The 21,694-nt window shown below is 68.2% G+C and carries 20 protein-coding genes; 9 read left to right on the top strand and 11 right to left on the bottom strand.

The window, feature by feature from the left end:
* Window positions 1-6: 6 nt before the first annotated feature.
* From ABE485_RS15045 to ABE485_RS15030, 4 genes are all read right to left on the bottom strand, one after another.
* The gene (locus ABE485_RS15045; RefSeq protein WP_346516070.1) at window positions 7-354 is read right to left on the bottom strand and encodes an AzlD domain-containing protein; all 348 of its coding nucleotides are present in this window, start codon (window positions 352-354) and stop codon (window positions 7-9) included.
* A complete protein-coding gene (locus ABE485_RS15040) occupies window positions 351-1,064 on the bottom strand; it encodes an AzlC family ABC transporter permease (RefSeq protein WP_430795426.1) in 714 nt (237 codons plus the stop codon). Before ABE485_RS15040 ends, ABE485_RS15045 begins: the two co-directional genes overlap by 4 nt.
* Before the next feature lie 117 nt (window positions 1,065-1,181).
* The gene (locus ABE485_RS15035; protein WP_346516069.1) at window positions 1,182-1,496 is read right to left on the bottom strand and encodes a chaperone modulator CbpM; all 315 of its coding nucleotides are present in this window, start codon (window positions 1,494-1,496) and stop codon (window positions 1,182-1,184) included.
* A gap of 2 nt (window positions 1,497-1,498) precedes the next feature.
* A complete protein-coding gene (locus ABE485_RS15030) occupies window positions 1,499-2,440 on the bottom strand; it encodes a DnaJ C-terminal domain-containing protein (RefSeq protein WP_346516068.1) in 942 nt (313 codons plus the stop codon).
* Window positions 2,441-2,677: 237 nt separating this feature from the next.
* Here ABE485_RS15030 and ABE485_RS15025 point away from each other — a divergent pair, with 237 nt between their 5' ends.
* The 8 genes from ABE485_RS15025 (at window position 2,678) to fabI (ending at window position 10,371) form a co-directional block, all read left to right on the top strand.
* Window positions 2,678-3,163 (top strand): GNAT family N-acetyltransferase, encoded by a 486-nt coding sequence (locus tag ABE485_RS15025; protein ID WP_346516067.1) that lies wholly within the window; start codon window positions 2,678-2,680, stop codon window positions 3,161-3,163.
* A 75-nt stretch (window positions 3,164-3,238) separates the two neighbouring features.
* On the top strand, window positions 3,239-3,568 hold the full coding sequence (locus ABE485_RS15020; RefSeq protein WP_006222750.1) for a DHCW motif cupin fold protein: 330 nt from the start codon (window positions 3,239-3,241) through the stop codon (window positions 3,566-3,568).
* 77 nt (window positions 3,569-3,645) lie between these two features.
* Complete coding sequence (gene yfcF, locus ABE485_RS15015) at window positions 3,646-4,278, top strand: glutathione transferase (RefSeq protein WP_346516066.1); 633 nt, start codon at window positions 3,646-3,648, stop codon at window positions 4,276-4,278.
* 58 nt (window positions 4,279-4,336) lie between these two features.
* Window positions 4,337-4,774, top strand: a complete 438-nt coding sequence (locus ABE485_RS15010) for a VOC family protein (protein WP_346516065.1) — start codon at window positions 4,337-4,339, stop codon at window positions 4,772-4,774.
* A 174-nt stretch (window positions 4,775-4,948) separates the two neighbouring features.
* Window positions 4,949-7,402, top strand: a complete 2,454-nt coding sequence (locus ABE485_RS15005) for a DUF3141 domain-containing protein (RefSeq protein WP_346516064.1) — start codon at window positions 4,949-4,951, stop codon at window positions 7,400-7,402.
* A gap of 5 nt (window positions 7,403-7,407) precedes the next feature.
* Complete coding sequence (locus ABE485_RS15000) at window positions 7,408-8,352, top strand: phosphate acetyltransferase (RefSeq protein ID WP_346516063.1); 945 nt, start codon at window positions 7,408-7,410, stop codon at window positions 8,350-8,352.
* Between the two features lie 64 nt (window positions 8,353-8,416).
* Window positions 8,417-9,601, top strand: coding sequence for an acetate/propionate family kinase (locus ABE485_RS14995; protein ID WP_346516062.1), 1,185 nt, complete (start codon window positions 8,417-8,419; stop codon window positions 9,599-9,601).
* Entirely contained in the window at window positions 9,598-10,371 is a 774-nt protein-coding gene (fabI, locus tag ABE485_RS14990) for an enoyl-ACP reductase FabI (RefSeq protein WP_346516061.1), read from the top strand. Before ABE485_RS14995 ends, fabI begins: the two co-directional genes overlap by 4 nt.
* A 5-nt stretch (window positions 10,372-10,376) precedes the next feature.
* Here the strand turns inward: fabI and ABE485_RS14985 are convergent, their stop codons facing one another.
* The 4 genes from ABE485_RS14985 to tkt all read right to left on the bottom strand — a co-directional run bounded on the left by ABE485_RS14985 (window position 10,377) and on the right by tkt (window position 16,713).
* On the bottom strand, window positions 10,377-12,065 hold the full coding sequence (locus ABE485_RS14985) for a SulP family inorganic anion transporter (protein ID WP_346516060.1): 1,689 nt from the start codon (window positions 12,063-12,065) through the stop codon (window positions 10,377-10,379).
* 291 nt (window positions 12,066-12,356) lie between these two features.
* Window positions 12,357-13,556, bottom strand: a complete 1,200-nt coding sequence (locus ABE485_RS14980) for a phosphoglycerate kinase (protein ID WP_346516059.1) — start codon at window positions 13,554-13,556, stop codon at window positions 12,357-12,359.
* 94 nt (window positions 13,557-13,650) lie between these two features.
* Entirely contained in the window at window positions 13,651-14,661 is a 1,011-nt protein-coding gene (gap, locus tag ABE485_RS14975; protein WP_056326654.1) for a type I glyceraldehyde-3-phosphate dehydrogenase, read from the bottom strand.
* A 15-nt stretch (window positions 14,662-14,676) separates the two neighbouring features.
* Window positions 14,677-16,713 (bottom strand): transketolase, encoded by a 2,037-nt coding sequence (tkt, locus tag ABE485_RS14970; protein ID WP_346516058.1) that lies wholly within the window; start codon window positions 16,711-16,713, stop codon window positions 14,677-14,679.
* Window positions 16,714-16,920: 207 nt separating this feature from the next.
* Here tkt and ABE485_RS14965 point away from each other — a divergent pair, with 207 nt between their 5' ends.
* Window positions 16,921-17,652, top strand: coding sequence for a 16S rRNA (uracil(1498)-N(3))-methyltransferase (locus ABE485_RS14965; RefSeq protein WP_346516057.1), 732 nt, complete (start codon window positions 16,921-16,923; stop codon window positions 17,650-17,652).
* A gap of 35 nt (window positions 17,653-17,687) precedes the next feature.
* Here the strand turns inward: ABE485_RS14965 and ABE485_RS14960 are convergent, their stop codons facing one another.
* Genes ABE485_RS14960 through ABE485_RS14950 form a run of 3 tightly spaced genes read right to left on the bottom strand, consistent with a single transcriptional unit; the run spans window position 17,688 to window position 21,653 of the window.
* The gene (locus ABE485_RS14960) at window positions 17,688-18,155 is read right to left on the bottom strand and encodes a barstar family protein (RefSeq protein ID WP_043518327.1); all 468 of its coding nucleotides are present in this window, start codon (window positions 18,153-18,155) and stop codon (window positions 17,688-17,690) included.
* Entirely contained in the window at window positions 18,152-19,384 is a 1,233-nt protein-coding gene (locus tag ABE485_RS14955) for a patatin-like phospholipase family protein (RefSeq protein ID WP_346516056.1), read from the bottom strand. The genes ABE485_RS14960 and ABE485_RS14955 overlap by 4 nt, the downstream gene beginning before the upstream one ends.
* The gene (locus ABE485_RS14950; protein ID WP_346516055.1) at window positions 19,365-21,653 is read right to left on the bottom strand and encodes an NADP-dependent malic enzyme; all 2,289 of its coding nucleotides are present in this window, start codon (window positions 21,651-21,653) and stop codon (window positions 19,365-19,367) included. The genes ABE485_RS14955 and ABE485_RS14950 overlap by 20 nt, the downstream gene beginning before the upstream one ends.
* Window positions 21,654-21,694 lie beyond the last annotated feature (41 nt).

Genomic DNA, 21,694 nt, shown 5'->3' with positions numbered 1-21,694 from the left:
GGGCCGCTACGCCGCCAAGGCCAGCAATATCCCGTATCCGGCCATCCCGAGCAGCACGGCAGCGCCCGTGTTGCTGACCAGGCGCGCCGCCACGCCGGTGACGGCCAGCCCGCCCACGTAGGGCGCGATCCGGGCCGCCTGCTCGCCCGCGCCCAGCAGGTCAGGCACGATGACGGCGGCGGCGATGCCCGCCAGCAGGGACGGACCGAGCGCGGCCAGCGCGGAGCCTTCGCGCGAAAGATGGCGCAGCAGGCGGCTGCGCTCGGACAGCATGAAGGGCAGCGCGCGCGTCAGATAGGTGATGACCGCCATGGCGATCACCGCCCCCCAGAATTCCAGTCCGCCGGCGTTCATGCGGGTCTCCTCAGGCGATAGGCCGCGCAGCCGATGACAGCGCCGACCAGGATGGCAAGGCTGGTGTGCCCCAGGGCGGCCACCAGGCCCGCGCCCGCCACGGCGGCCACGATGGGCAGGCCCATCCCCCGCCTGGCGCTCTGGCAGACCAGCGCCATGAACAGCGCCGGCAGCGCAAAGCGCATCACCTGGGACAGCATGGGGTAGTGGCGTTCCAGCCCGTCGCCCGCGTACACGCCCACGGCGGTGCCGGCGATCCAGGTCAGCCAGGCGCCCAGTCCCAGGGCGATCATCCATCCCTGGCGGCGGCCCGGCGCCACGCCCTGCAGGCGGTTGAAGGCGGTGGCGAAGACTTCGTCGGTCAGCAGGAACGCCACCTTCAGGCGGTCGTGCAACTCGGGCGGCAGGAAACGCGACAGCAGCGGCCCGTACAGCAGATGGCGCGCGTTGAGCAGCGAGCACAGCGCCACCACCCACAGCCAGGGCGTGCCGGCCTTGATCGAGGCCAGCAGCAGGAACTGGCTGGCGCCGGCATAGACCAGGACCGAGATCAGGATGACTTGCAGCGGACTCAGGCCGGCGGCGATGCCGGCGATGCCGAAGGTCACGGCCACCGGGAAGTAGCCGATCATGACGGGCAGGCAGGATTTCAGTCCATCGATGCGCGCGCTGCCAGGCATTGCGGGCGGGGCGGCGGGGGGAGTCTCCAAGGTGCTTTTCGCTTCTTCGTGTTGCGGCAGGCGCCCATTCTACCTACCCCCGCGGCCCGGCTCAGGGCGGGTGCACCGTCCCCCGGACACGCCGCGGCGCATCCCCGGGACATCGCATTAGTCCGGCGCCCCCAGCGCGCGCAACTGGGCTTTCAGCCGGCGCACTTCCTGGCTCAGGTCCAGGATGAGCGCCACCGCGTCCAGGCCGGCGCCAAAGTCATGCTCCAGGCGCCGCGCGTGCAGCGCGCGCTGCAGGTCCAGGCTGTAAAACCGCCACTCCGAGGGGCCGCGGCCGCTGGCGTTGACGATGCCGACCTCGACCAGCCGGGCCACCCATTCCACTTCCGCGCCGCAGGCGCGGGCCAGGTCGTCCGCGCTGAGCGGCTGCGCCTTGCCCACGACGGTCGCGCTGGTGATCACAATCTTCTTCATGGTCAGACCCCCAGGTGGCGTCGCGGGTTGAAGGGCAGGTCCTGCTGCAGCTTGCGGTAGGCCGCCTTGGCGGCGTCGCTGTCGGCCGGGGGCAAGACCAGGTCCAGCACCAGATACAGGTCGCCCGCCGGATCGCCCGGGATGCCGCGCCCGCGCAACCGCAGCTTGCGGCCGTTGCCGGAACCGGGCGGGATGGAGACCTCGACCGTACCGCCGGGCGTGGGCGCCTGGACGCTGGCGCCCAGCGCCGCCTCCCATGGCGCCACCGGCAGCGTCATGTAGAGGTCGCGGCCTTCGGCGCGGTAGCGTGGATGCGGCTTGAAGCGCACTTCCAGATAAAGGTCGCCGTTTTCGGCGCCGCCATAGCCGGGCATGCCCTGCCCGGCCAGCCGGATGTACTGGCCTTCGCGCACGCCGGCCGGGATCTTGACGCTGAGCGTGCGGCTCTGCATGTGCGGGCGGCCCTGGTCGTCCATCTGCATGGACCGCAGGCTGATGTCGCGTGTGGCGCCCTTGAGCGCGTCCTCCAGGTCCACCTCGATCGCGGCGTGATGGTCTTCGCCGCGCGCGCGGAACTCCTGCTGGCGCGCGCCATGCCGCTGGGCGCGGCCGCCGAACAGCGAAGAAAAGAAATCGCTGAACTGCGCCTCGTCGCCAGGGGCGGCGCCGCGGTGGAACTCGAAACCTTCGTCCCAGCCGGGCGGCGGCTGGAACCCGCCGTCGGGCGAAACACCCGCCGCCAGGTTGTCGTAGGCTTGTCGCTTTTCGGCGTCGCGCAGCACGTCGTAGGCTTCGTTGACGTCGCGCATGCGGACCTCGGCGTCGCTTTCCTTGCTGACGTCCGGGTGGTATTTGCGGGCGAGCTTGCGGTACGCCTTCCGGATTTCGTCGTCGGACGCGCCCTGCTCCACCCCGAGAATGCTGTAGTAGTCCTTGAACTCCATATGCCAGCTCACCTTGAGGGTTGAGGCCGCACCCGGGTCAAGCCCGTTCCGGCCTTGAATAGCCAGAAGATAGGGGTTATGGACCGATTTTTCAATGCGCTTGCCCGCCACGCTTTGCCGTCATTTGCGCGGCGCGCATAATGATCGGTTGCCGCGCATCCGTCCCCGCGACGGATCGGCGCACCTGTCCCGCCCCCATCTGCGGGCCGTCCTCAAGCCCTGCACCAGGAACCGATCGTGCTGGAAATCATCGACGTCGACTTCAACAACCCCGAACACGGCCGCCAGGTGCTGGCCATGCTGAACGAGTACGCCAGCGGCCCCATGGGCGGCAACTCGCCACTGCCGGAATATGCGCAGGCGAACCTCATCGCCGAACTGGCCCGGCGCCCCACCGCGCACGCGCTGCTGGCGCGCATCGACGGCGAGGCCGCGGGCGTGGCGATCTACCTGGAAGGCTTCTCCACCTTCGCCTGTCGACCGCTGCTCAACCTGCACGACCTGGGCGTGGCGCCGAAATTCCAGGGCCAGGGCGTGGGCAGGCATCTGCTGGAAGCGCTGGAAGCGCGGGCGCGCCAGATGGGCTGCTGCAAGATCACGCTGGAGGTGCTGGAAGGCAACGCGGTGGCCCAGGGCCTGTACCGCAAGCTGGGCTTCGAGGGCTATGCGCTGGACGACACCACCGGCCGCGCCATGTTCTGGCAGAAAAAGCTGGCCGCCTGAATGGCGTAGTATTGATTTTTTCGCCCGGGGCACTGGCGCCGCCGGGTCGGCAGACACAAGACGCAGGAAATCGCGATGAAGATGAGCAACATCCCCTTCGGCACCACGGACTGGTCCGAGGTGGAGCGCACGGAACACGCCGGCGACACCGGCATGGCGTACTGGCGCACCCGGCAATTTGGCGACCTGCGGGTGCGCATGGTGGAATACACGGCCGGCTACCTGGCCGACCACTGGTGCAGCAAGGGACACATCCTGTTCTGCCTGGAAGGCGAACTGCACACCGAACTGGAAGACGGCCGGCAGTTCGTGCTGACCCCCGGCATGAGCTACCAGGTGGCCGACCAGGCCGAACCCCACCGCTCGTCCACCGCCACCGGCGCGAAGCTCTTCATCGTGGACTGACGCGCCGGCGCGACACGGCCGGATTGCAGTTGCGTTACGCTTTGCCATACGTTACCCCGCCTGACCGGAGACAAGCTTTGGGCGCCCCGATTACGCTATACGTCGATTCCCTGTTCCTGAGTCCCTACGCCATGTCGGTGTACGTGGCGCTGACCGAAAAGCAACTGCCTTTCGAAGTGCGCCCCATCGACCTGGCCGCCGGCGAACAGCGCATGCAGCCGTTCCAATGCCGCGCGCTGACCGCCCGCGTGCCGGCGCTGACGCACGCGGACTTCAACCTGACCGAATCCAGCGTCATCGCCGAATACCTGGACGAAGCATTTCCGCCGCCCAAGCACGTCGCGCTGTACCCGTCCGACATGCGCGAACGCGCCCGCGCCCGCCAGTTGCAGGCGTGGCTGCGCAGTGACCTGGCCCCCCTGCGCCAGGAGCGCCCCACCGAGACCGTGTTCTACGGCGCCGCCGGCCTGCCCTTGTCCGACGCGGCCCATGCCGCCGCGGCCAAGCTGATCCAGGTGGCCAGCCACCTCATCGGCGTGGGACAAACGACGCTGTTCGACGCATGGTGCATCGCCGACACCGACCTGGCGGTCATGCTCAAGCGCCTGTCCCAGGACGACCTGCCCGACACCCTGCGCGACTACGCCGACGCCCAATGGCAGCGGCCGGCCGTGCAGAAATGGCTGGAACACAACGCCGCCGCCCGCTAGCAGCGCCCGGGCGGCTTTCCTCCTGACCTGATCGACGGGGCCGCGCCCGGGAGCCGCGATGCAATTGCTGGATCACGTCTCCATCACCGTTTCCAGCCTGGACGCCGCCCGCCCGTTCTATGACGCCGTGATGCAGGCGCTGGGTGCGGACAAGGTCTACGATCGCCCCGACGCCCTGGGCTACGGCGAACGCTGCCGTCCGGGCAACGGCCGCCACAGCTATCTGTCCGTCTTCGCCACGGCCGGCGCGCCGCCGGGGATACCGCCACCGGGGATACCGCCACCGGATGCCGCCGCCGGCGCCCGGCGCCACTGGTGCTTCAAGGCGCCCAGCCGCGCGGCCGTCGACGCCTTCCACGCCGCGGGCCTGGCCCACGGCGGGCGCGACGAAGGCGCCCCGGGCCTGCGTCCCCACTACCACCCCCAGTACTACGCCGCCTTTCTGCTGGACCCTGACGGCAATCGCATAGAAGCTGTCTGCCACGACCCGGGGTGAGTCTTGCCGCGCGCGCCGGGCATGCTGTCCCCGACTATTTTTGACCCGGGTCAACCGCGCTGATGTTGCACCGCAGCATCCATTGCGGTGTAATGGAGAGGTCAAATCTGCCGGTTCCACTGGGGACCGGCCCGGCGGCCTTCTGCCGCCAGCAGCTACTTACAGGAGATCGCCATGGCCGGATCCGGCAACGATCACGCGCCCGCCCCGTCCTTCAACCCCTGGACGGCCGCCTACGAATACGCTGTGGACGCCTGGCAGCGCGGCGTGCTCTACGCGGACGTGATGCGACAGCGCGGCAATCAATACCACGCCCACATGGCCAAGCGCGCGCCCAACGTGCTCAGCATGGAGTTCGAACTGGTGCTGGACGGGCGCGAGCTGCCCCGCCCCGTCAATTACGGCCTCCTGCGCATCAAGCCGCCGGCCGGCGTGGAAACCGATCCCATCAAGCGCCCCTTCCTGGTGGTGGATCCGCGCGCGGGACACGGCCCCGGCATCGGCGGCTTCAAGCCGGAAAGCGAGATCGGCGTGGCGGTGCGCGCGGGACACCCGTGCTATTTCGCGACCTTCCTGCCCCAGCCCATGCCCACCCAGACCGTCGAAGACGTGATGATGGCCGAGGCGCGTTTCCTGGAAGAAATCATCGCCCTGCACCCGGATGCGGAAGGCAAGCCGGTGGTCGTGGCCAACTGCCAGGCAGGCTGGCAGATCATGATGACCGCGGCGGTCCGCCCCGAACTGTTCGGCCCCATCATCGTGGCCGGCGCACCGCTGTCCTACTGGGCGGGCTGGCGCGGCATGAACCCCATGCGCTACGCCGGCGGGCTGCTGGGCGGAAGCTGGCTCACGGCCATGACCAGCGACCTGGGCAACGGCAAGTTCGACGGCGCCTGGCTGGTGCAGAACTTCGAGAACCTGAATCCCGCCAACACCCTGTGGTCCAAGCAGTACAACCTGTATTCCAAGGTGGACACCGAAGCCGACCGCTACCTGAGCTTCGAGAAATGGTGGGGCGGCCACGTGTTCCTGAACGGCCCCGAAATCCAGTACATCGTCGACAACCTGTTCGTCGGCAACCGCCTGGCCACCGCCGGCCTGGTGACCTCGGACGGCATCCGCATCGACCTGCGCAACATCCGTTCGCCCATCGTGGTGTTCTGCTCGAAGGGCGACAACATCACGCCCCCGCCCCAGGCGCTGGGCTGGATCCCCGACCTGTACCAGAACGAAGCCGAGATCCTCGCCCACGGCCAGACCATCGTCTACGCCGTGCACGAAAGCATCGGCCACCTGGGCATCTTCGTGTCGGGCAGCGTGGCCCGCAAGGAGCACCAGGAATTCACGTCCAACATCGACATGATCGATGTGCTGCCTCCGGGCATCTACCAGGCCGAGATCGCCGACAAGACGCCGGACACGCCCAACGCGGACCTGGCCTACGGCAACTACGTGCTGTCCTTCGAACAACGCAAGCTGGACGACGTGCGGGCCATCGTCGACCGCAACGAAGAGGACGACCAGCGCTTTGCCGCCGTCGCCCGCATCTCCGACATCAACCTGGGCATGTACCGCAGCTTCATGCAACCTTGGCTGCGCGCTTTGGTCACGCCGCAATCGGCTGAATGGATGCAGCGCCTGCACCCCCTGCGCCTGCCCTACGAGCTGATCTCGGATCGCAACCCGGCGATCGCGCCGATCGCCCAGGTGGCCGAGCAGGTGCGCGAACACCGCCAGCCGGCCTCGCCCGCCAATCCCTTCGTGGTGGCGCAGGAAATGTTCTCGAACATGGTCGAGACCAGCCTGAACATCTGGCAGGAACTGCGCGACTCCGCCGACGAACGCACGTTCATGAGCGTTTACGGTTCGCCGGTGGTGCAGGACCTGGCGGGGCTGGGCGCGAAGTCGGGCCCGCCGCGCAGGCATCCCGGCGTGTCGCCGGAGCATCGCCGTTTCATGGAAGATCGCGCCGCCGAACTGCGCTCGATGCTGCAGGAAGGCGGCCTGCGCGTGGCGGCCATCCGCATGCTGCTGTACGTGTCGGGCGCCGAAGGCGGCCTGGACGAGCGCAGCTTCGCCCTGATCCGCAAGATGCGCGCCGAAGCCGACAACGCGCTGACCCTGGAGGAATTCAAGGACGTCATCCGCGAACAGGCCCTGATGATGACGCTGGACTCCGCCGCCGCGATCCAGGCCATGCCGCGCCTGCTCGAAGGCTCGACGGCGGCCGAAATCCGCGGCGGCCTGGATGCAATGAAGGGTGTGCTGGAGGCCGCCGAGCCGCTGAGCGACGCCGCGCGCGAAAGCCTGGGCGAGATGGAGCGCATCTTCGAATCGGCCGAGCGCCGCGCGCGCAAGCGCGAACAGGGCGAGACGCCCGCGGCCGCCAGGCGGGCGGCAAGCGCCGCCACGGCCGACCCGGTCGATGACCTGGTCAAGGCCGCCGCGCAGGTTCCGGCCAAGACCGCCAAGCCCCACCGCGCCGCGGCCCGCAAGGCCACGAACGGCAGCGCCGCGCCCAAACCCGTCGCAAAGGCCGCGACCAAGACCGCAGCCAAGCCCGCCGCCAAGGCTCCGGCCACCCGCGCCGCTGGCAAATCCGCTTCCCGTCAATCTTCCAAGGCCTAGCCCCCATGAGCCTGCCCACGTCCACGCACTACGACAAACTCATCGCGCGCGCACAGACGCTGGAGCCGGCCGCGTGCGCCATCGCCCACCCGTGCGACGAGCCCTCGCTGTCGGCTGCGCTGGAGGCCCGCGACCTGGGCCTTCTGCAGCCCATCCTGGTGGGCCCCGAGGGCAAGATCCGCGACACCGCCGCCCAGTTCAAGCTGAACCTGGGCGATGCCCGCATCGTCGACGCGCCGCACAGCCACGCGGCCGCCGAAACGGCCGTGGCGCTGGTGCGCAGCGGCGAGGCCTCGCTGCTGATGAAGGGCAGCCTGCACACCGACGAGCTGATGCACGAAGTGGTGGCGCGCACGACCGGGCTGCGCAGCGGCCGGCGCATCAGCCACGTGTTCATCATGGAAGTGCCCACCTATCCGGAGCCGCTGTTCATCACCGACGCCGCCATCAACATCTTCCCCGACCTGGAAACCAAGGCCGACATCATCCGCAACGTGATCGACCTGCATCTCGGGCTGGGCCTGGGCGAGCCCCGCGTGGCCATCCTGTCGGCCGTGGAGCAGGTGACGCCCAGCATTCCCAGCACCATCGAGGCCGCCGCGCTGTGCAAGATGGCCGACCGCGGCCAGATCTCGGGCGGCGTGCTCGACGGTCCGCTGGCGCTGGACAATGCCATCAGCCCGGATGCCGCGCGCATCAAGGGCATTCGGTCGCCCGTGGCCGGCGTGGCGCAGGTGCTGGTGGTGCCCGATCTCGAGGCCGGTAACATGCTGGCCAAGAACCTGACTTTCCTTGCCAACGCGGAAGCGGCCGGCATCGTGCTGGGCGCGCGCGTGCCCATCATCCTGACCAGCCGCGCGGACAGCCCGCGCTCGCGCCTGGCGTCCTGCGCGGTGGCCGCGATCTACGCCAGCCATCTCGCGCAGCTCCAGGCCAGCCCCCTGGCGTGACGTAACCCTCCCGCCCGCTTGCGCGGGTCCTGCGCGACTTGTCTCAACGTGGAATCACAGCGCCATGAGCGATACCATCCTCGTCATCAACGCCGGCAGTTCCAGCATCAAGTTCTACCTGTACGACATCGACGGCAAGCAGGAACTGGCCCCGCGCCTGGGCGGCCAGCTTGAAGGGATCGGCACCACGCATCCGCGGCTGCGGGTGCGCGACGCGGCGGGCCAGACGCTGGTCGAACGCGACATCGCGCCCAGCCATGCCCCCGACGTGCCCAACGCGCAGGAGGTCGTGGGCACCTGGCTGAGCGGGCACCTGGGCGGCGCGCCGCTGGCGGTGGGGCATCGCGTGGTGCATGGCGGGCCGGACCTGTCCGAACCCGTGCTGATCGATGACGACATCCTGGCCAGGCTCGCCGCCTTCACGCCGCTTGCGCCGCTGCACCAGCCCAACAACCTGGCGCCGATCCGCGTCATCCGCGAGCGCCGGCCCTGGATCCCGCAGGTCGCGTGCTTCGACACCGCCTTCCACCGCAGCCACTCCGACGTCGCCGACCGCTATGCACTGCCCGAGCGCCTGTACCTGGAAGGCGTGCGCCGCTACGGTTTCCATGGCCTGTCGTACGAATACATCGCGCAGCGCCTGAAGCAGGCGCTGCCCGACATCGCCATGGGCAAGATCGTCGCCGCCCACCTGGGTTCCGGCGTGTCCGCCTGCGCCATGCACCAGGGCAAGAGCGTGGACAGCACCATGGGCTTCACCGCGCTGGAAGGCCTGCCGATGGGCACGCGGCCCGGCCGCCTGGATGCCGGCGTGGTGCTGTGGATGATGGAACAGGGCATGAGCCACGACGAGATCGAGCACATGCTTTATCACGACTGCGGCATGAAGGGGCTGTCCGGCATCGGCAACGACATGCGCGAATTGCTTGCCAGCGATGCGCCGTCGGCCAGGCTGGCGCTTAAATACTTCGCCTGGCGCGTGGCCGAAGGCATGATCGGCCTGGGCTGCGCCATGAACGGCATCGACGGCATCGTCTTCACCGCCGGCGTGGGCGAAAATTCCGCCGAGATCCGCCAGGCCATCAGCGAACACTGGGGCTGGCTGGGCATCAAGCTGGATCCGGAGCGCAACGCCCGGCACGGCCCGCGCATCTCCAGCGACGACAGCCGCATCGGCGTCTACGTCGTGCGCACAAACGAGGAGCTGATCATCGCGCAGCACACCCTCGCCCTGGTGCGCCAGCAATGAACGCCCGGCTGCCGCTGGCGGGCAAGCGCGGACTGGTGACCGGCATCGCCAACGCCGACTCCATCGCCTGGGGCTGCGCCAAGGCGTTCCGCGCGATGGGCGCGGAACTGGCCGTGACCTACCTGAACGACAAGGCGTTGCCGCACGTGGAGCCGCTGGCCCGGCAGGTCGACGCCCGGTTGCTGATGCCGATGAACCTGCTGAACGACGGCGAGCTGGAGGCCGTGTTCGAGCGCATCACGCAGGACTGGGGCGCGCTCGACTTTGTGCTGCATTCCGTGGCCTTCGCGCCGCGCGATGACCTGCACGGCCGCGTCACCGACTGTTCGCGCGCCGGCTTCCTGCAGGCGATGGACGTGTCGTGCTGGTCCTTCATCCGCATGGCCAAGCTGGCCGAGCCGCTCATGGAAAACGGCGGCGCCCTCTTCTGCATGAGCTACTACGGCTCGCAGATGGTGGTCGAGCACTACAACATGATGGGGCCGGTAAAGGCCGCGCTGGAATCCGCCACCCGCTACCTGGCGGCGGAACTCGGCCCGCAAGGCATCCGCGTGCATGCGATATCGCCGGGGCCGCTCAAGACGCGCGCCGCCTCCGGCATCGCGGAGTTCGATTCGATGCTGGACCGCGCCCAGGCCAAGGCGCCCGCGCGCAGCCTGGTTTCCATCGACGACGTGGGCGAAGCCACCGCCTGGCTGGCCACCGACGCCGCGCGCCTGATGACCGGGCAGACCCTGTACATCGACGGCGGCTATCACATCATCGACTGAGCCGTTCAGGCCAGCGTGTCGGGCGGCTTCTGGCGCCAGCGCTCGATCGCCTCGACGGCCTGCTCCGGGCTGCCGAAGATCTTGTCGCGGCCGATCTTCTTGACCAGGCCGGAGCGCTCCAGCGCGGTGCGGAACTTGCCGTGGCCGCCCGCGACCAGCAGCGTGATGCCGCGCTCGTCCAGCACGCGCTTGAGCTCGTACAGGGCCTCGACCGCATCGGCGTCGGCCTGGGTCATGGCCTCGGCGTCCAGCACGAACCAGCGCACGTCGCCCGCCTGCTCGATGACTTCGCGGGCGCGCCGGCGAAAGGCGTCGGCGTTGAAGAACCACACCGAGGATTCGAACAGCCAGATCACCGTGCCGGGCACCGGCTGCGCTTCCGGATTCAGGTGCAGCTTGCCCAGCACGGATTCGCCGGGCAGGCGGCCCAGCAGCGCATCGCGCGGATTGCCCGACACGTACATGGCGTACAGCAGCGTTGCGCCCACCGACACGGCCACGCCCTGCAGCACCCCGAACCCCACCACCCCCACCGCGGCAATGATGCCGAACGCCAGTTCGATCCGCGAGATCCGGGCCAGGCGCATGAAAGCATGCCCGTCGAACAGGCTGGCCGCCGCCAGCAGCAGGATGGCCGACAGCGCCGCCTGCGGCAGCCAATACAGCGGGGCGCTCAAGAGGCCCACCACCACCGCCAGCGCCGCGGCGGCGCTGATGCTGACCAGCGGCGAGGACCCGCCCGCCACCAGCCCCACCGCCGTGCGCGAGTCGGCGCCCGTCACGACATAGCCCTGGAACAGGCCGGCGGCCACGTTGGCCGCGCCGAAGCCCACCAGTTCGCGGTTCGGGTCCACGTGCTCGCCCGATCGGGCGGCAAAGCTGCGGGCCGTGACGATGCCGCTGGAAAAGCTGACGACCAGCACGCCGGCGGCGCCAAGCAGGATGCTGTCCACCCCTTCCAGCCGCATCGGCAGGCTGAATGCGGGCAGGCCGGCGGGCACTTCGCCCACGACCGCGATGCCCAGCGCCGGAAAATTGAAGATCCACGAAAGCACGCAGGCGCCGGCCACCAGCAGGATGGGCCCGGGCCAGGTGGGCCGCCAGCGCTTGACGGCCACCAACAACAGGCATGAGGCCAGCCCCAGGCACAGCGTGGGAATCTGGATTTCGGACAGGCGGCGCGAGAGTTCCATGAACGGGTGCACCAGGCCGCTGTTGCGCAGCCCCACCCCCGTCAGGCCGCTGAGCTGCGACATCGCCAGCGTGATCGCCACCCCCGCCATGTAGCCGATCAGCACGGGCCGCGACAGCAGGTTGGCCAGTACGCCCAGGCGCAACACGCGCGCGACCAGGCACCCTATGCCGACGGTCAGCGCGATGCTCGTGGCGCCCAGCAGGCGGTCTTCGGGGGTGGTCAGCGCCATGCCCGTCAGGGTGGCGGCGATCAGGGTGCAGGTGGCCGTGTCGGGACCGACGATCAGCGTGCGCGACGATCCGAACAGGGCGTAGCCGAGCATGCCCGCGATGGCGGCCCACAGCCCGGCAACGGGCGGCACGCCCATCATGGCGGAATACGCCAGGCCGACCGGCAGCGCGACAGCGGCCACGCTCAGGCCGGCGGTGACGTCGCGCCGCGCGGATTCCCGGGTGATGCCCCGGAAGTTGTTCAGGCCAGGAAGGAAGCGTAGGTTCATGGTGCAGCGGGACTACGGAATGAAACACTCCCGCACGGCGCGGGATGAACGCAAGCCTACACCAAGCCTGTCGCACGCAGCGCAGGAGGCATCAAGCCAGTGGGAATTTTAGGGCCCGCGTGGCGCTGTGTCAGACACCCGCGAGGCGACGGCCCGGACATGACGCCCGTCTCGTACGGGTGCCAGACAGCTTCCGCGGACAAAATAATGCCCCGCCGTCGAACCGCCCCGAGGCGGGGCAGCCCCACGGCGGGGCAGCAGCGCGCGAAACGCGCGCAGCGTGGGCGCGCGTTACTGCTTGCTCGCCCTTGCTTCCAGCACGGCCACGGCCGGCAGGGTCTTGCCTTCCAGGAACTCCAGGAAGGCGCCGCCGCCGGTCGAGATGTAGCCGACCTGTTCGCCGATGCCGTACTTGGCGATGGCGGCCAGGGTGTCGCCGCCGCCGGCGATCGAGAAGCCTTCCGAGTCGGCGATGGCGCGCGCCACCACTTCGGTGCCGTTGGCGAACTGGTCGAACTCGAACACGCCCACCGGGCCGTTCCAGACGATGGTGCCGGCCTTCTTCAGGATCTCGGCCAGCTGCGCCGCGGTCTGCGGGCCGATATCCAGGATCATGTCGTCGTCGGCCACGTCGGTGGCTGCCTTGACGGTGGCTTCGGCATTGGCGCCGAACGACTTGGCGCACACCACGTCCACCGGGATCGGCACGGCCGCGCCGCGCTTTTTCATGATGTCGATGACGGCGCGCGCCTGGTCGACCTGGTCGGGCTCGGCCAGCGACTTGCCGATGGACAGGCCGGCGGCCAGCATGAAGGTGTTGGCGATGCCGCCGCCCACGACCAGCTGGTCGACCTTGTCGGCCAGCGACTGCAGGATCGACAGCTTGGTCGACACCTTGGAGCCGCCCACGATGGCGACCAGCGGACGCTTGGGCTCATGCAGCGCGCGGCCCAGGGCTTCGAGTTCGGCTTCCAGCAAGGGGCCGGCGCAGGCCACGGGCGCGAAGCGCGCGATGCCGTGCGTGGTGGCTTCGGCGCGGTGGGCCGTGCCGAAGGCGTCGTTGACGTAAACGTCGCACAGCGCCGCCATTTTCTTGGCCAGCGTTTCGTCGTCTTTCTTTTCGCCGACGTTCACGCGGCAGTTTTCCAGCAGCACCACTTGGCCGTGGTCGACCTTGACGCCGTCGACCCAGTCGCGCACCAGCTGCACGGGCATGCCCAGCAGTTCGGACAGGCGCTGGCCGACCTTGGCGAGGGAATCGGCGTCGGTCAGGACGCCCTCTTTCGGGCGGCCCAGGTGCGAGGTGACCATCACGGCGGCGCCGGCGTCCAGCGCCAGGCGGATGCCGGGCACCGAGGCGCGGATGCGGGTGTCTTCCGTGATGCGGCCGGCGTCGTCGAACGGCACGTTCAGGTCGGCGCGGATGAACACACGCTTGCCGGACAGGTCGCCGGCCTTGGCCAGCGCAGACAAAGTATTGACCTTGGACATATTTGGATTCCTACGATAGGCGAACAAAGGGGACGAACCCATTTTCCGCAATGGCGGAAAACAAATCCGTCCCCTTTTGGACTGGCCGTGTGGCTTACTTGGCCGACATCAGCGCGACGGTGGTGTCGAGCATGCGGTTCGAGAAGCCCCACTCGTTGTCGTACCAGGACGAGACCTTGACCAGTCGGCCCGAGACCTTGGTCAGCGACGCGTCAACGGTGCTGGAGGCCGGGTTGTGGTTGTAGTCCACCGAGACCAGGGGTTCGGTGTTGTAGTCCAGGATGCCCTTCAGTTCGCCTTCGGAGGCGGCCTTCAGGATGCCGTTCACTTCTTCGGCGGTCGTGTCGCGGCTGGCCACGAACGACAGGTCGACCAGCGACACGTTGATGGTCGGGACGCGGATGGCGTAGCCGTCCAGCTTGCCGTTCAGTTCCGGCAGCACCAGGCCCACGGCGGCGGCGGCGCCGGTCTTCGTGGGGATCATGCTCATCGTGGCCGAACGCGCGCGGCGCAGGTCTTCGTGGTAGACGTCGGTCAGGACCTGGTCGTTGGTGTAGGCGTGAACGGTGGTCATCAGGCCGTTTTCCAGGCCCAGCTTGTCGTTCAGCGGCTTGACCAGCGGGGCCAGGCAGTTGGTGGTGCACGAAGCGTTCGAGATGACGGTGTCCGTCGACTTCAGCACGCCGTGGTTGACGCCGTAGACGATGGTGGCGTCGACATCCTTGCCGCCCGGGGCCGAGATGATGACCTTCTTGGCGCCGCCCTTGATGTGCGCGCCGGCCTTTTCCTTGGTGGTGAAGAAGCCCGTGCATTCCAGCACGACGTCGACCTTCAGGTCACCCCAGGGCAGTTCAGCCGGGTTGCGGTTGGCCAGCACGCGGATCTTGTCGCCGTTGACGACCATGAACTCGCCGTCGACTTCGACGGTGCCCGGGAACTTGCCGTGGGCGGTGTCGTAGCGCGTCAGGTGCGCGTTCGTCTTGGGATCGCCCAGGTCGTTGATGGCGACGATTTCGATATCGTGCTTCTTGCCACCTTCATAGTGGGCACGCAGGATGTTGCGGCCGATGCGACCGTAACCGTTGATGGCGACGCGAATGGTCATGACTAAGCTCCTTTTTTACAAAACTTGCTTGACGGTCTCGGCCACCTTGTCGGCGGTCAGCCCGAAGAACTTGAACAGTGCGCCGGCCGGAGCGGACTCGCCGTAGCGGTCGATGCCGACCACGGCGCCTTCCAGGCCCACGTACTTGTGCCAGAAGGCCGTGACGCCGGCTTCGACGGCCACGCGCGGCAGGCCCTTGGGCAGCACGGATTGCTTCCAGGCGGCGTCTTGCTTGTCGAACACGTCGGTGCTGGGCATGGAGACCACGCGCACGGCGACGCCTTCCTTGGCAAGCTGCGCCTGCGCGTCCAGCGCGATGGCGACTTCCGAGCCGGTGGCGATGATGACGGCGCGCGCGCCTTCGGCGTCGCGCAGCACGTAGCCGCCGCGGGCGATGGCGTCCACGGTGGCCGCGTCGCGCTGCACGAACGGCAGGTTCTGGCGCGACAGCAACAGGGCCGTGGGGCCGCCGTCATGCACGTCCATGCCGATGCTGGTCGGGCGCGTCACGGCGGCGTTCCAGGCCACGGCGGTTTCGGCCGTATCGCAGGGGCGCCACAGCGACAGATTGGGGATCAGGCGCAGGCTGGCAGCGTGTTCGATGGACTGGTGGGTCGGGCCGTCTTCGCCCAGGCCGATGGAGTCGTGGGTGAACACGTGGACGACGCGCTGCTTCATCAGCGCGGCCATGCGGATGGCGTTGCGCGAGTAGTCGGAGAACGTCAGGAACGTGCCGCCGAACGGCAGGTAGCCGCCGTGCAGGGCCACGCCGTTCATGATGGCGGCCATGCCGAATTCGCGCACGCCGTAGTTGATGTGGCGGCCGAACTGGATGCCCTTGTCGCCGGCGCGGACGGCGGCGACGCCCTTCCAGTCGGTGAAGTTGGAGCCGGTCAGGTCGGCCGAGCCGCCCAGCATTTCCGGCAGCAGCGGCGCCAGCGCGGCGATCGCGAACTGCGACGCCTTGCGGGTGGCGACGGTTTCGCCCTTTTCGAGCGTGGCGGCCAGGAAAGCCTTGAACTGGTCGGCGTAGCCGGCGGGCATTTCGCCCTTCATGCGGCGCTGGAATTCAGCGGCTTCGGCGGGGAATTCGGCGGCGTAGGCGTCGAACGCGGACTGCCATTCGGCCTGGGCCGCGGCGCCCTTCTTGCGGCCATCCCAGCCGTCGTAGATGTCTTGCGGAATCTGGAAGGGTTCCGACGACCAGCCCAGCGCGGCGCGCGTGGCGGCGATTTCGTCCTTGCCCAGCGGGGCGCCGTGCACGTTGTGCGTGCCGGCCATGTTGGGCGAACCCTTGCCGATCACGGTGCGGCAGACGATCAGCGTGGGCTTTTCCGATTGCGAACGCGCGGCCTTGATGGCGGCGTCCACGGCGGCGACGTCATGGCCGTCCACGCCGCGGATCACGTTCCAGCCGTAGCCCTCGAAGCGCTTGGCGGTGTCGTCGGCGAACCAGTGTTCCACGTGGCCGTCGATGGAGATGCCGTTGTCGTCATACAGCACGACCAGCTTGCCCAGCTTCAGCGTGCCGGCCAGCGAGCACACTTCGTGCGAGATGCCTTCCATCAGGCAGCCGTCGCCGGTGAAGGCATAGGTGTGGTGGTCGACGAGCGTGTGGCCCGGCTTGTTGAATTCGGCAGCCAGCAGCGCTTCGGCCAGCGCCATGCCCACGGCATTGCCCAGGCCCTGGCCCAGCGGGCCGGTAGTGGTTTCCACGCCCGGGGTGATGCCCACTTCGGGGTGGCCCGGCGTCTTGGAATGGAGCTGGCGGAAATTCTTGAGTTCTTCGATGGGCAGATCGTAGCCCGTCAGGTGCAGCAGGGCGTAGATCAGCATCGAGCCGTGGCCGTTGGACAGCACGAAGCGGTCGCGGTTGGCCCAGGCGGGATCCTTGGGATTGTGGCGCAGGTTGCCGGCCCACAAGGCCTGGGCGATTTCCGCCATGCCCATGGGAGCACCCGGATGCCCGGAGTTCGCTTGTTGCACGGCATCCATCGCGAGGGCGCGGATGGCATCCGCCAAGGCAAGTTTAGGGGCGGTCGGATTGCTCATTCGGAAGGCTCTTTGAAACCGGCGCGCTACGGAAGAAATAGGGCCGGTTGAGTAGGTTGCGAAGCAGGTGATTTTAGCATCAGGGGATTTCCCGGAGGCCATCGGCCGGATGCCCTATGTAAACGTGCGTTTCCAGGGCGAAACGGCAAGCGGTGGTAGGCTACGCGTACACTTTCGCCGCCCCTTGTTTCCGAACCCCGCCCCCCCATGCCCGCCCCCCGCTTCTATTGCGACGTTCCGCTGTCCGCCGGCGCCCGCATCGCCCTGCCCGACGCCCTGGCCCATCACGCCCTGCGGGTGCTCCGCCTGCGCGCGGGCGAGGCCATCGTGCTCTTCAACGGGCTGGGCGGCGAATATCCGGCCGCCCTGGAAATCGAAGGCAAGGCCGGCTTCGCGCAACTGGGCGATTTCGACGCCCGCGAGGCCGAACTGGCCGGGCGCATCACGGTCGCGCAGGGGCTGCCCTCGGGCGACAAGATGGACTGGGTGGTGGAAAAAGCCGTGGAGCTGGGCGCGGCGCGCATCTGCCCCATCGCCGCCCAGCGCAGCGTGCTGCAGCTGTCCGGCCCCCGGCTGGAAAAGCGGGTGGCCCACTGGCAGCGCATCGCGCAATCGGCGGCGGAACAATGCGGCCGCAACCGGCTGATGGCCGTCGACGCGCCGCAAACGCTGGCCGACTGGCTGGCTCAGCCTGCCGACGGCCTGCGCCTGCTGTGCCACCCCGAAGCCACTGACGACCTGGCGGGCAAGCTGCGCGCCACCCCTGGCGTGCAGGCGCTGACCCTGCTGGTGGGGCCCGAGGGGGGATGGTCGGACAAGGAACTGGAACAGGCCCGCCAGGCGGGCGTGCAGGCGGTGCGCTTCGGCCCGCGCGTGCTGCGCACCGAGACCGCCGGCCTGGCCCTGCTGTCGGCGGTCAGCGCCCTGCTGGGCTGGTAGGCCGGAAAGGCCGGGACGCCGCCCCGGCCGGAAAATCAGTCGTTTTCGCCGTAGGGCGCCGCCGCCACGCCGGGCTCCGGATCGGGATGCTTGCCGGCGTGCTCGATGACATACGCAAAGACGCGGCCGTTTTCATGCGCGAAGTCCGCGGCGTCGGAGCACACGGTTTCGATGCGGCCGGCGTCTTCTTCGAGCGCCGGATCGCCGGAGTGCAGCCGGTACAGCCAGAGCACCACGCCGGACTTGTGATCCAGCACGGTGTCGCACAGGCAGTCGTACAGGGCGTCCAGGTTGCCGCCGAAATACTCGGGGAAATCCACCGCCTTGACGATGGCGCGCAATACGGCCGAGCGGCTGCGGCAGGGGTCGCAATTGGCGACGAACAAGGACAGGCCAAGTTCGTGGGCGGCATCGACCACCGCCTTCTTGTCCAGCCCTTCATGGGCCAGCGCACCCCCGCGCATCAGTTGCCGCTGCAAAGTAGATTGGCCATTGCGCGTCATGCCTGTGCCTCCCTGAAAAAGGCGATCACTTCGTCGTTACGCTGCATCGTATCGGCATAACCCAGTTCTATCAATCGCTTGGTGTAGCTTGCTTCGAACAAGAGGTAGGACATCAGGGCTCCTCCGCCCGGACGGCCTGGATCGGACGATACACCGAGTACGCGAAAAAGGGCACGCGCCTGGGCGGGCATGTCCCGCAGATGCTCCAGCGCCATCAGGTCCAGCGACTGGCTGGGCGTGATCGTCAGCACCTCGATGCGGCGCACGGTGCTGGTGCGGGCGCCGTCGGGGCCGGCCTGGTCCATCAGGTAATTGATCCGTTCCAGGCGTTCGACGTCCACCGACAGGCCGTCCAGGAAGATGCTGGACAGCGCATGGCCGCCCACCTGCGCCAGCGACGGGTACGGCGGGGAATCCTCGCGGTTCTCGGGATGGGTGTCGTCGCGATACCCCGTGCCGATCACCAGCACCCGGTGCGCCCCCAGGTGGATGGCCGGGCTGATCGGCGCAAGCTGGCGCATCGAGCCGTCGCCGCACCATTCGCCCTTGCCGTGCACCTGCACCTGGCGCGCGGGAAAGACAAAGGGGATGGCGGACGACGCCATCAGGTGGTCGATGCCGATGGGCGTGGGGATCGCCAGCCGCAGATAGCGGTGCCAGGGCTCGATGGGCGTATGCGCCTGGTAGAACGTCAGGTGCTCGCCGCTGGTGTAGCCCGACGCCGTGATCGCCAGCGCGGACAGCGAGCCGCTTTCCAGGTTGGCGCGCAGGTTCTGGAAGTCCAGCACCCGCTCCAGCAGCGCCTGCATGGGCGCGTTGTCCAGGAGGGAATGGGGCCGCTTGCGGGTCAGGCCAGAGTACATCCAGCCCAGCGACAGCAGGCCCAGCCAGCGGACGCCGGTGCGGATCAGGCCGGGCGCGTCGGCCCGGTAGATCATGTCGGTGTTCAGCGACGACCACAGGCGGCGGATGCGCCGCACGCCCAGGTGGGGCCGGTCGGCGCGGCAGGCCAGCGCGGCGGCGTTGATCGCGCCGGCGGACGTGCCGCAGATGATGTCAAAGGGGTTCTGGAATCGGGAATGCCAGTCGGGATCCAGCAGCTCCATGATGGCGCTGAGCACCCCCACCTGGTATGCGGCGCGCGCGCCGCCGCCCGTCAGGACCAGGCCGGTGGGCGTGCGCGGGCACGCCCTGCCGGCCGGCGTCACTTCAACGCGGAGTATTGACATCGACCACCGTCATCGCGGTCATGTTGACGATGCGGCGCACGGTGGAACTGGAGGTCAGGATATGCACCGGCGCGTTGCAGCCCAGCAGGAAGGGGCCCACGGCCACGTTGCCGCCCGCCGCCGTCTTGAGCAGGTTGTAGGCGATGTTGCCGGAGTCCACGTTCGGGCACACCAGCAGGTTGGCCTCGCCCTTGAGCGTGGACGACGGCAGGATGCGCATGCGCAGCGCCTCGTCCAGCGCGCAGTCGCCGTGCATCTCGCCGTCGATTTCCAGTTCGGGATCGATCTGGCGCACCAGCTCCAGCGCGCGGCGCATCTTGGCGCCCGACGCCGAACTGCCCGACCCGAAGTTCGACCGCGACAGCAGCGCAGCCTTGGGGGCCAGATACATGCGGCGCATTTCGCGGGCCGCGGCCACGGTGAATTCCGCGATCTGCTCGGCGGTGGGTTCATCGTTGACGTGCGTGTCCACCAGCACCACCGTGCGCTCGTTGAGCAGCAGGATGTTCATGGCGGCGTAGACGTTGTGGCCCGGACGGCGGCCGATCACTTCGTCCACGAATCGCAGGTGGTCATGGTAGGCGCCGACCGAACCGCAGACCATGCCGTCGGCGTCGCCCAGGTGCACCATCATCGCGCCGATCAGCGTCATGCGGCGGCGCATTTCCACGCGCGCCATTTCCTTGGTGATGCCGCGGCGGCACATGCGTTCCCAGTAGGTGGTCCAGTACTGATGGAAGCGCTCGTCGTATTCCGGGTTGGTGACTTCGACGTCCTCGCCCAGGCGCAGGCGCAGGCCCAGCTTCTCGATGCGCGTCAGCAGCACCGACGGGCGGCCCACCAGGATCGGACGGGCCAGGCCTTCGTCCACCACCACCTGCACGGCGCGCAGCACGCGTTCGTCCTCGCCTTCCGCGAAGACGATGCGGGCGGGACCGCCCTCGCGCACGATACGCTTGGCGGCCGAGAACAGCGGCTTCATGAACGCGCCCGAGTGGTACACGAACTGCTGCAGTTGTTCTTCGTAGGCTTCCAGGTCGGCCAATGGACGCGTGGCCACGCCGCCTTCCATCGCGGCCTTGGCCACCGCCGGGGCAATGCGCACGATCAGGCGCGGGTCGAACGGCTTGGGAATCAGGTATTCGGGACCGAACGAGATGTCGAACGTGCCGTAGGCCGCGGCCACGACTTCGTTCTGCTCTTCTTCGGCCAGATCGGCGATGGCGTGCACCGCCGCCATTTCCATTTCACGGGTGATGGTCGTGGCGCCCACGTCCAGCGCACCGCGGAAGATGTACGGAAAGCACAGCACGTTGTTGACCTGGTTCGGGTAGTCCGAACGGCCCGTGGCCATCACCACGTCGTCGCGCACGCCGTGCGCCACTTCCGGCAGGATCTCCGGCGTGGGGTTGGCCAGCGCCAGGATCAGCGGGCGCGGGCCCATGGCCGCGACCATTTCCGGCTTGAGCACGCCGCCGGCCGACAGGCCCAGGAACACGTCCGCGTCCTGGATCACTTCGGCCAGCTTGCGCGCGTCCGTCTTTTGCGCAAAGCGCGCCTTGTCCGGGTCCATCAGCGTGGTGCGGCCTTCAAAGACCACGCCTTCGATGTCGGTCACCCAGATGTTTTCCAGCGGCAGGCCCAGGTCCACCATCAGGTCCAGGCAGGCCAGCGCCGCGGCGCCCGCGCCCGACGTCACCACCTTGACCTTCTTGATGTCCTTGCCCACGACCTTCAAGCCGTTGATGAAGGCGGCCGACACGCAGATCGCGGTGCCATGCTGGTCGTCGTGAAAGACCGGAATGTTCATCCGTTCGCGCAGCTTGCGCTCGACGGTGAAGCACTCCGGCGCCTTGATGTCTTCCAGATTGATGCCGCCGAAAGTGGCTTCCAGGCCAGCGATGATCTCGACCAGCTTGTCCGGGTCGGTTTCGTTGATTTCGATGTCGAACACGTCCAGGCCGGCGAACTTCTTGAACAGCACCGCCTTGCCTTCCATGACCGGCTTGGACGCCAGCGCCCCGATGTTGCCCAGGCCCAGCACCGCGGTGCCGTTCGTGATCACGCCGACCAGGTTGCCGCGCGCGGTGTAGCGGTACACGTTGGCCGGGTCGGCCACGATTTCCTCACAGGCCGCCGCCACGCCGGGCGAGTACGCCAGGGCCAGATCGCGCTGGTTCGTCAGTTGCTTGGTGGGCGTGACCGAGATTTTGCCGGGGCGCCCGTGCTCGTGGTATTCAAGGGCGGCTTTGCGGAGGTTGGCATCCATATTGGCGGCTTCTGGCTAGAGTGTGTGACACGGAAAGAGGG

This window comes from Achromobacter spanius, from assembly GCF_039673305.1.
Taxonomy (GTDB): domain Bacteria; phylum Pseudomonadota; class Gammaproteobacteria; order Burkholderiales; family Burkholderiaceae_B; genus Achromobacter; species Achromobacter spanius_F.
The sequence above is the reverse complement of the archived record's forward strand: the minus strand, read 5'-3'. Positions and strand labels throughout refer to the sequence as shown.

What these genes read in the sequence shown, in the direction of transcription:
- ABE485_RS14965 (WP_346516057.1), top strand. Translation starts at nt 16,921, where the DNA reads ATGCCCGCCCCCCGCTTCTATTGCGACGTTCCGCTGTCCGCCGGCGCC.
- ABE485_RS15005 (WP_346516064.1), top strand. Translation starts at nt 4,949, where the DNA reads ATGGCCGGATCCGGCAACGATCACGCGCCCGCCCCGTCCTTCAACCCC.
- ABE485_RS15035 (WP_346516069.1), bottom strand. Translation starts at nt 1,496, where the DNA reads ATGAAGAAGATTGTGATCACCAGCGCGACCGTCGTGGGCAAGGCGCAG.
- ABE485_RS15020 (WP_006222750.1), top strand. Translation starts at nt 3,239, where the DNA reads ATGAAGATGAGCAACATCCCCTTCGGCACCACGGACTGGTCCGAGGTG.
- ABE485_RS14955 (WP_346516056.1), bottom strand. Translation starts at nt 19,384, where the DNA reads ATGTCAATACTCCGCGTTGAAGTGACGCCGGCCGGCAGGGCGTGCCCG.
- ABE485_RS15045 (WP_346516070.1), bottom strand. Translation starts at nt 354, where the DNA reads ATGAACGCCGGCGGACTGGAATTCTGGGGGGCGGTGATCGCCATGGCG.
- ABE485_RS14985 (WP_346516060.1), bottom strand. Translation starts at nt 12,065, where the DNA reads ATGAACCTACGCTTCCTTCCTGGCCTGAACAACTTCCGGGGCATCACC.
- ABE485_RS15010 (WP_346516065.1), top strand. Translation starts at nt 4,337, where the DNA reads ATGCAATTGCTGGATCACGTCTCCATCACCGTTTCCAGCCTGGACGCC.
- ABE485_RS15000 (WP_346516063.1), top strand. Translation starts at nt 7,408, where the DNA reads ATGAGCCTGCCCACGTCCACGCACTACGACAAACTCATCGCGCGCGCA.
- tkt (WP_346516058.1), bottom strand. Translation starts at nt 16,713, where the DNA reads ATGAGCAATCCGACCGCCCCTAAACTTGCCTTGGCGGATGCCATCCGC.
- ABE485_RS14960 (WP_043518327.1), bottom strand. Translation starts at nt 18,155, where the DNA reads ATGACGCGCAATGGCCAATCTACTTTGCAGCGGCAACTGATGCGCGGG.
- ABE485_RS14995 (WP_346516062.1), top strand. Translation starts at nt 8,417, where the DNA reads ATGAGCGATACCATCCTCGTCATCAACGCCGGCAGTTCCAGCATCAAG.
- fabI (WP_346516061.1), top strand. Translation starts at nt 9,598, where the DNA reads ATGAACGCCCGGCTGCCGCTGGCGGGCAAGCGCGGACTGGTGACCGGC.
- gap (WP_056326654.1), bottom strand. Translation starts at nt 14,661, where the DNA reads ATGACCATTCGCGTCGCCATCAACGGTTACGGTCGCATCGGCCGCAAC.
- ABE485_RS14980 (WP_346516059.1), bottom strand. Translation starts at nt 13,556, where the DNA reads ATGTCCAAGGTCAATACTTTGTCTGCGCTGGCCAAGGCCGGCGACCTG.
- ABE485_RS15030 (WP_346516068.1), bottom strand. Translation starts at nt 2,440, where the DNA reads ATGGAGTTCAAGGACTACTACAGCATTCTCGGGGTGGAGCAGGGCGCG.
- ABE485_RS14950 (WP_346516055.1), bottom strand. Translation starts at nt 21,653, where the DNA reads ATGGATGCCAACCTCCGCAAAGCCGCCCTTGAATACCACGAGCACGGG.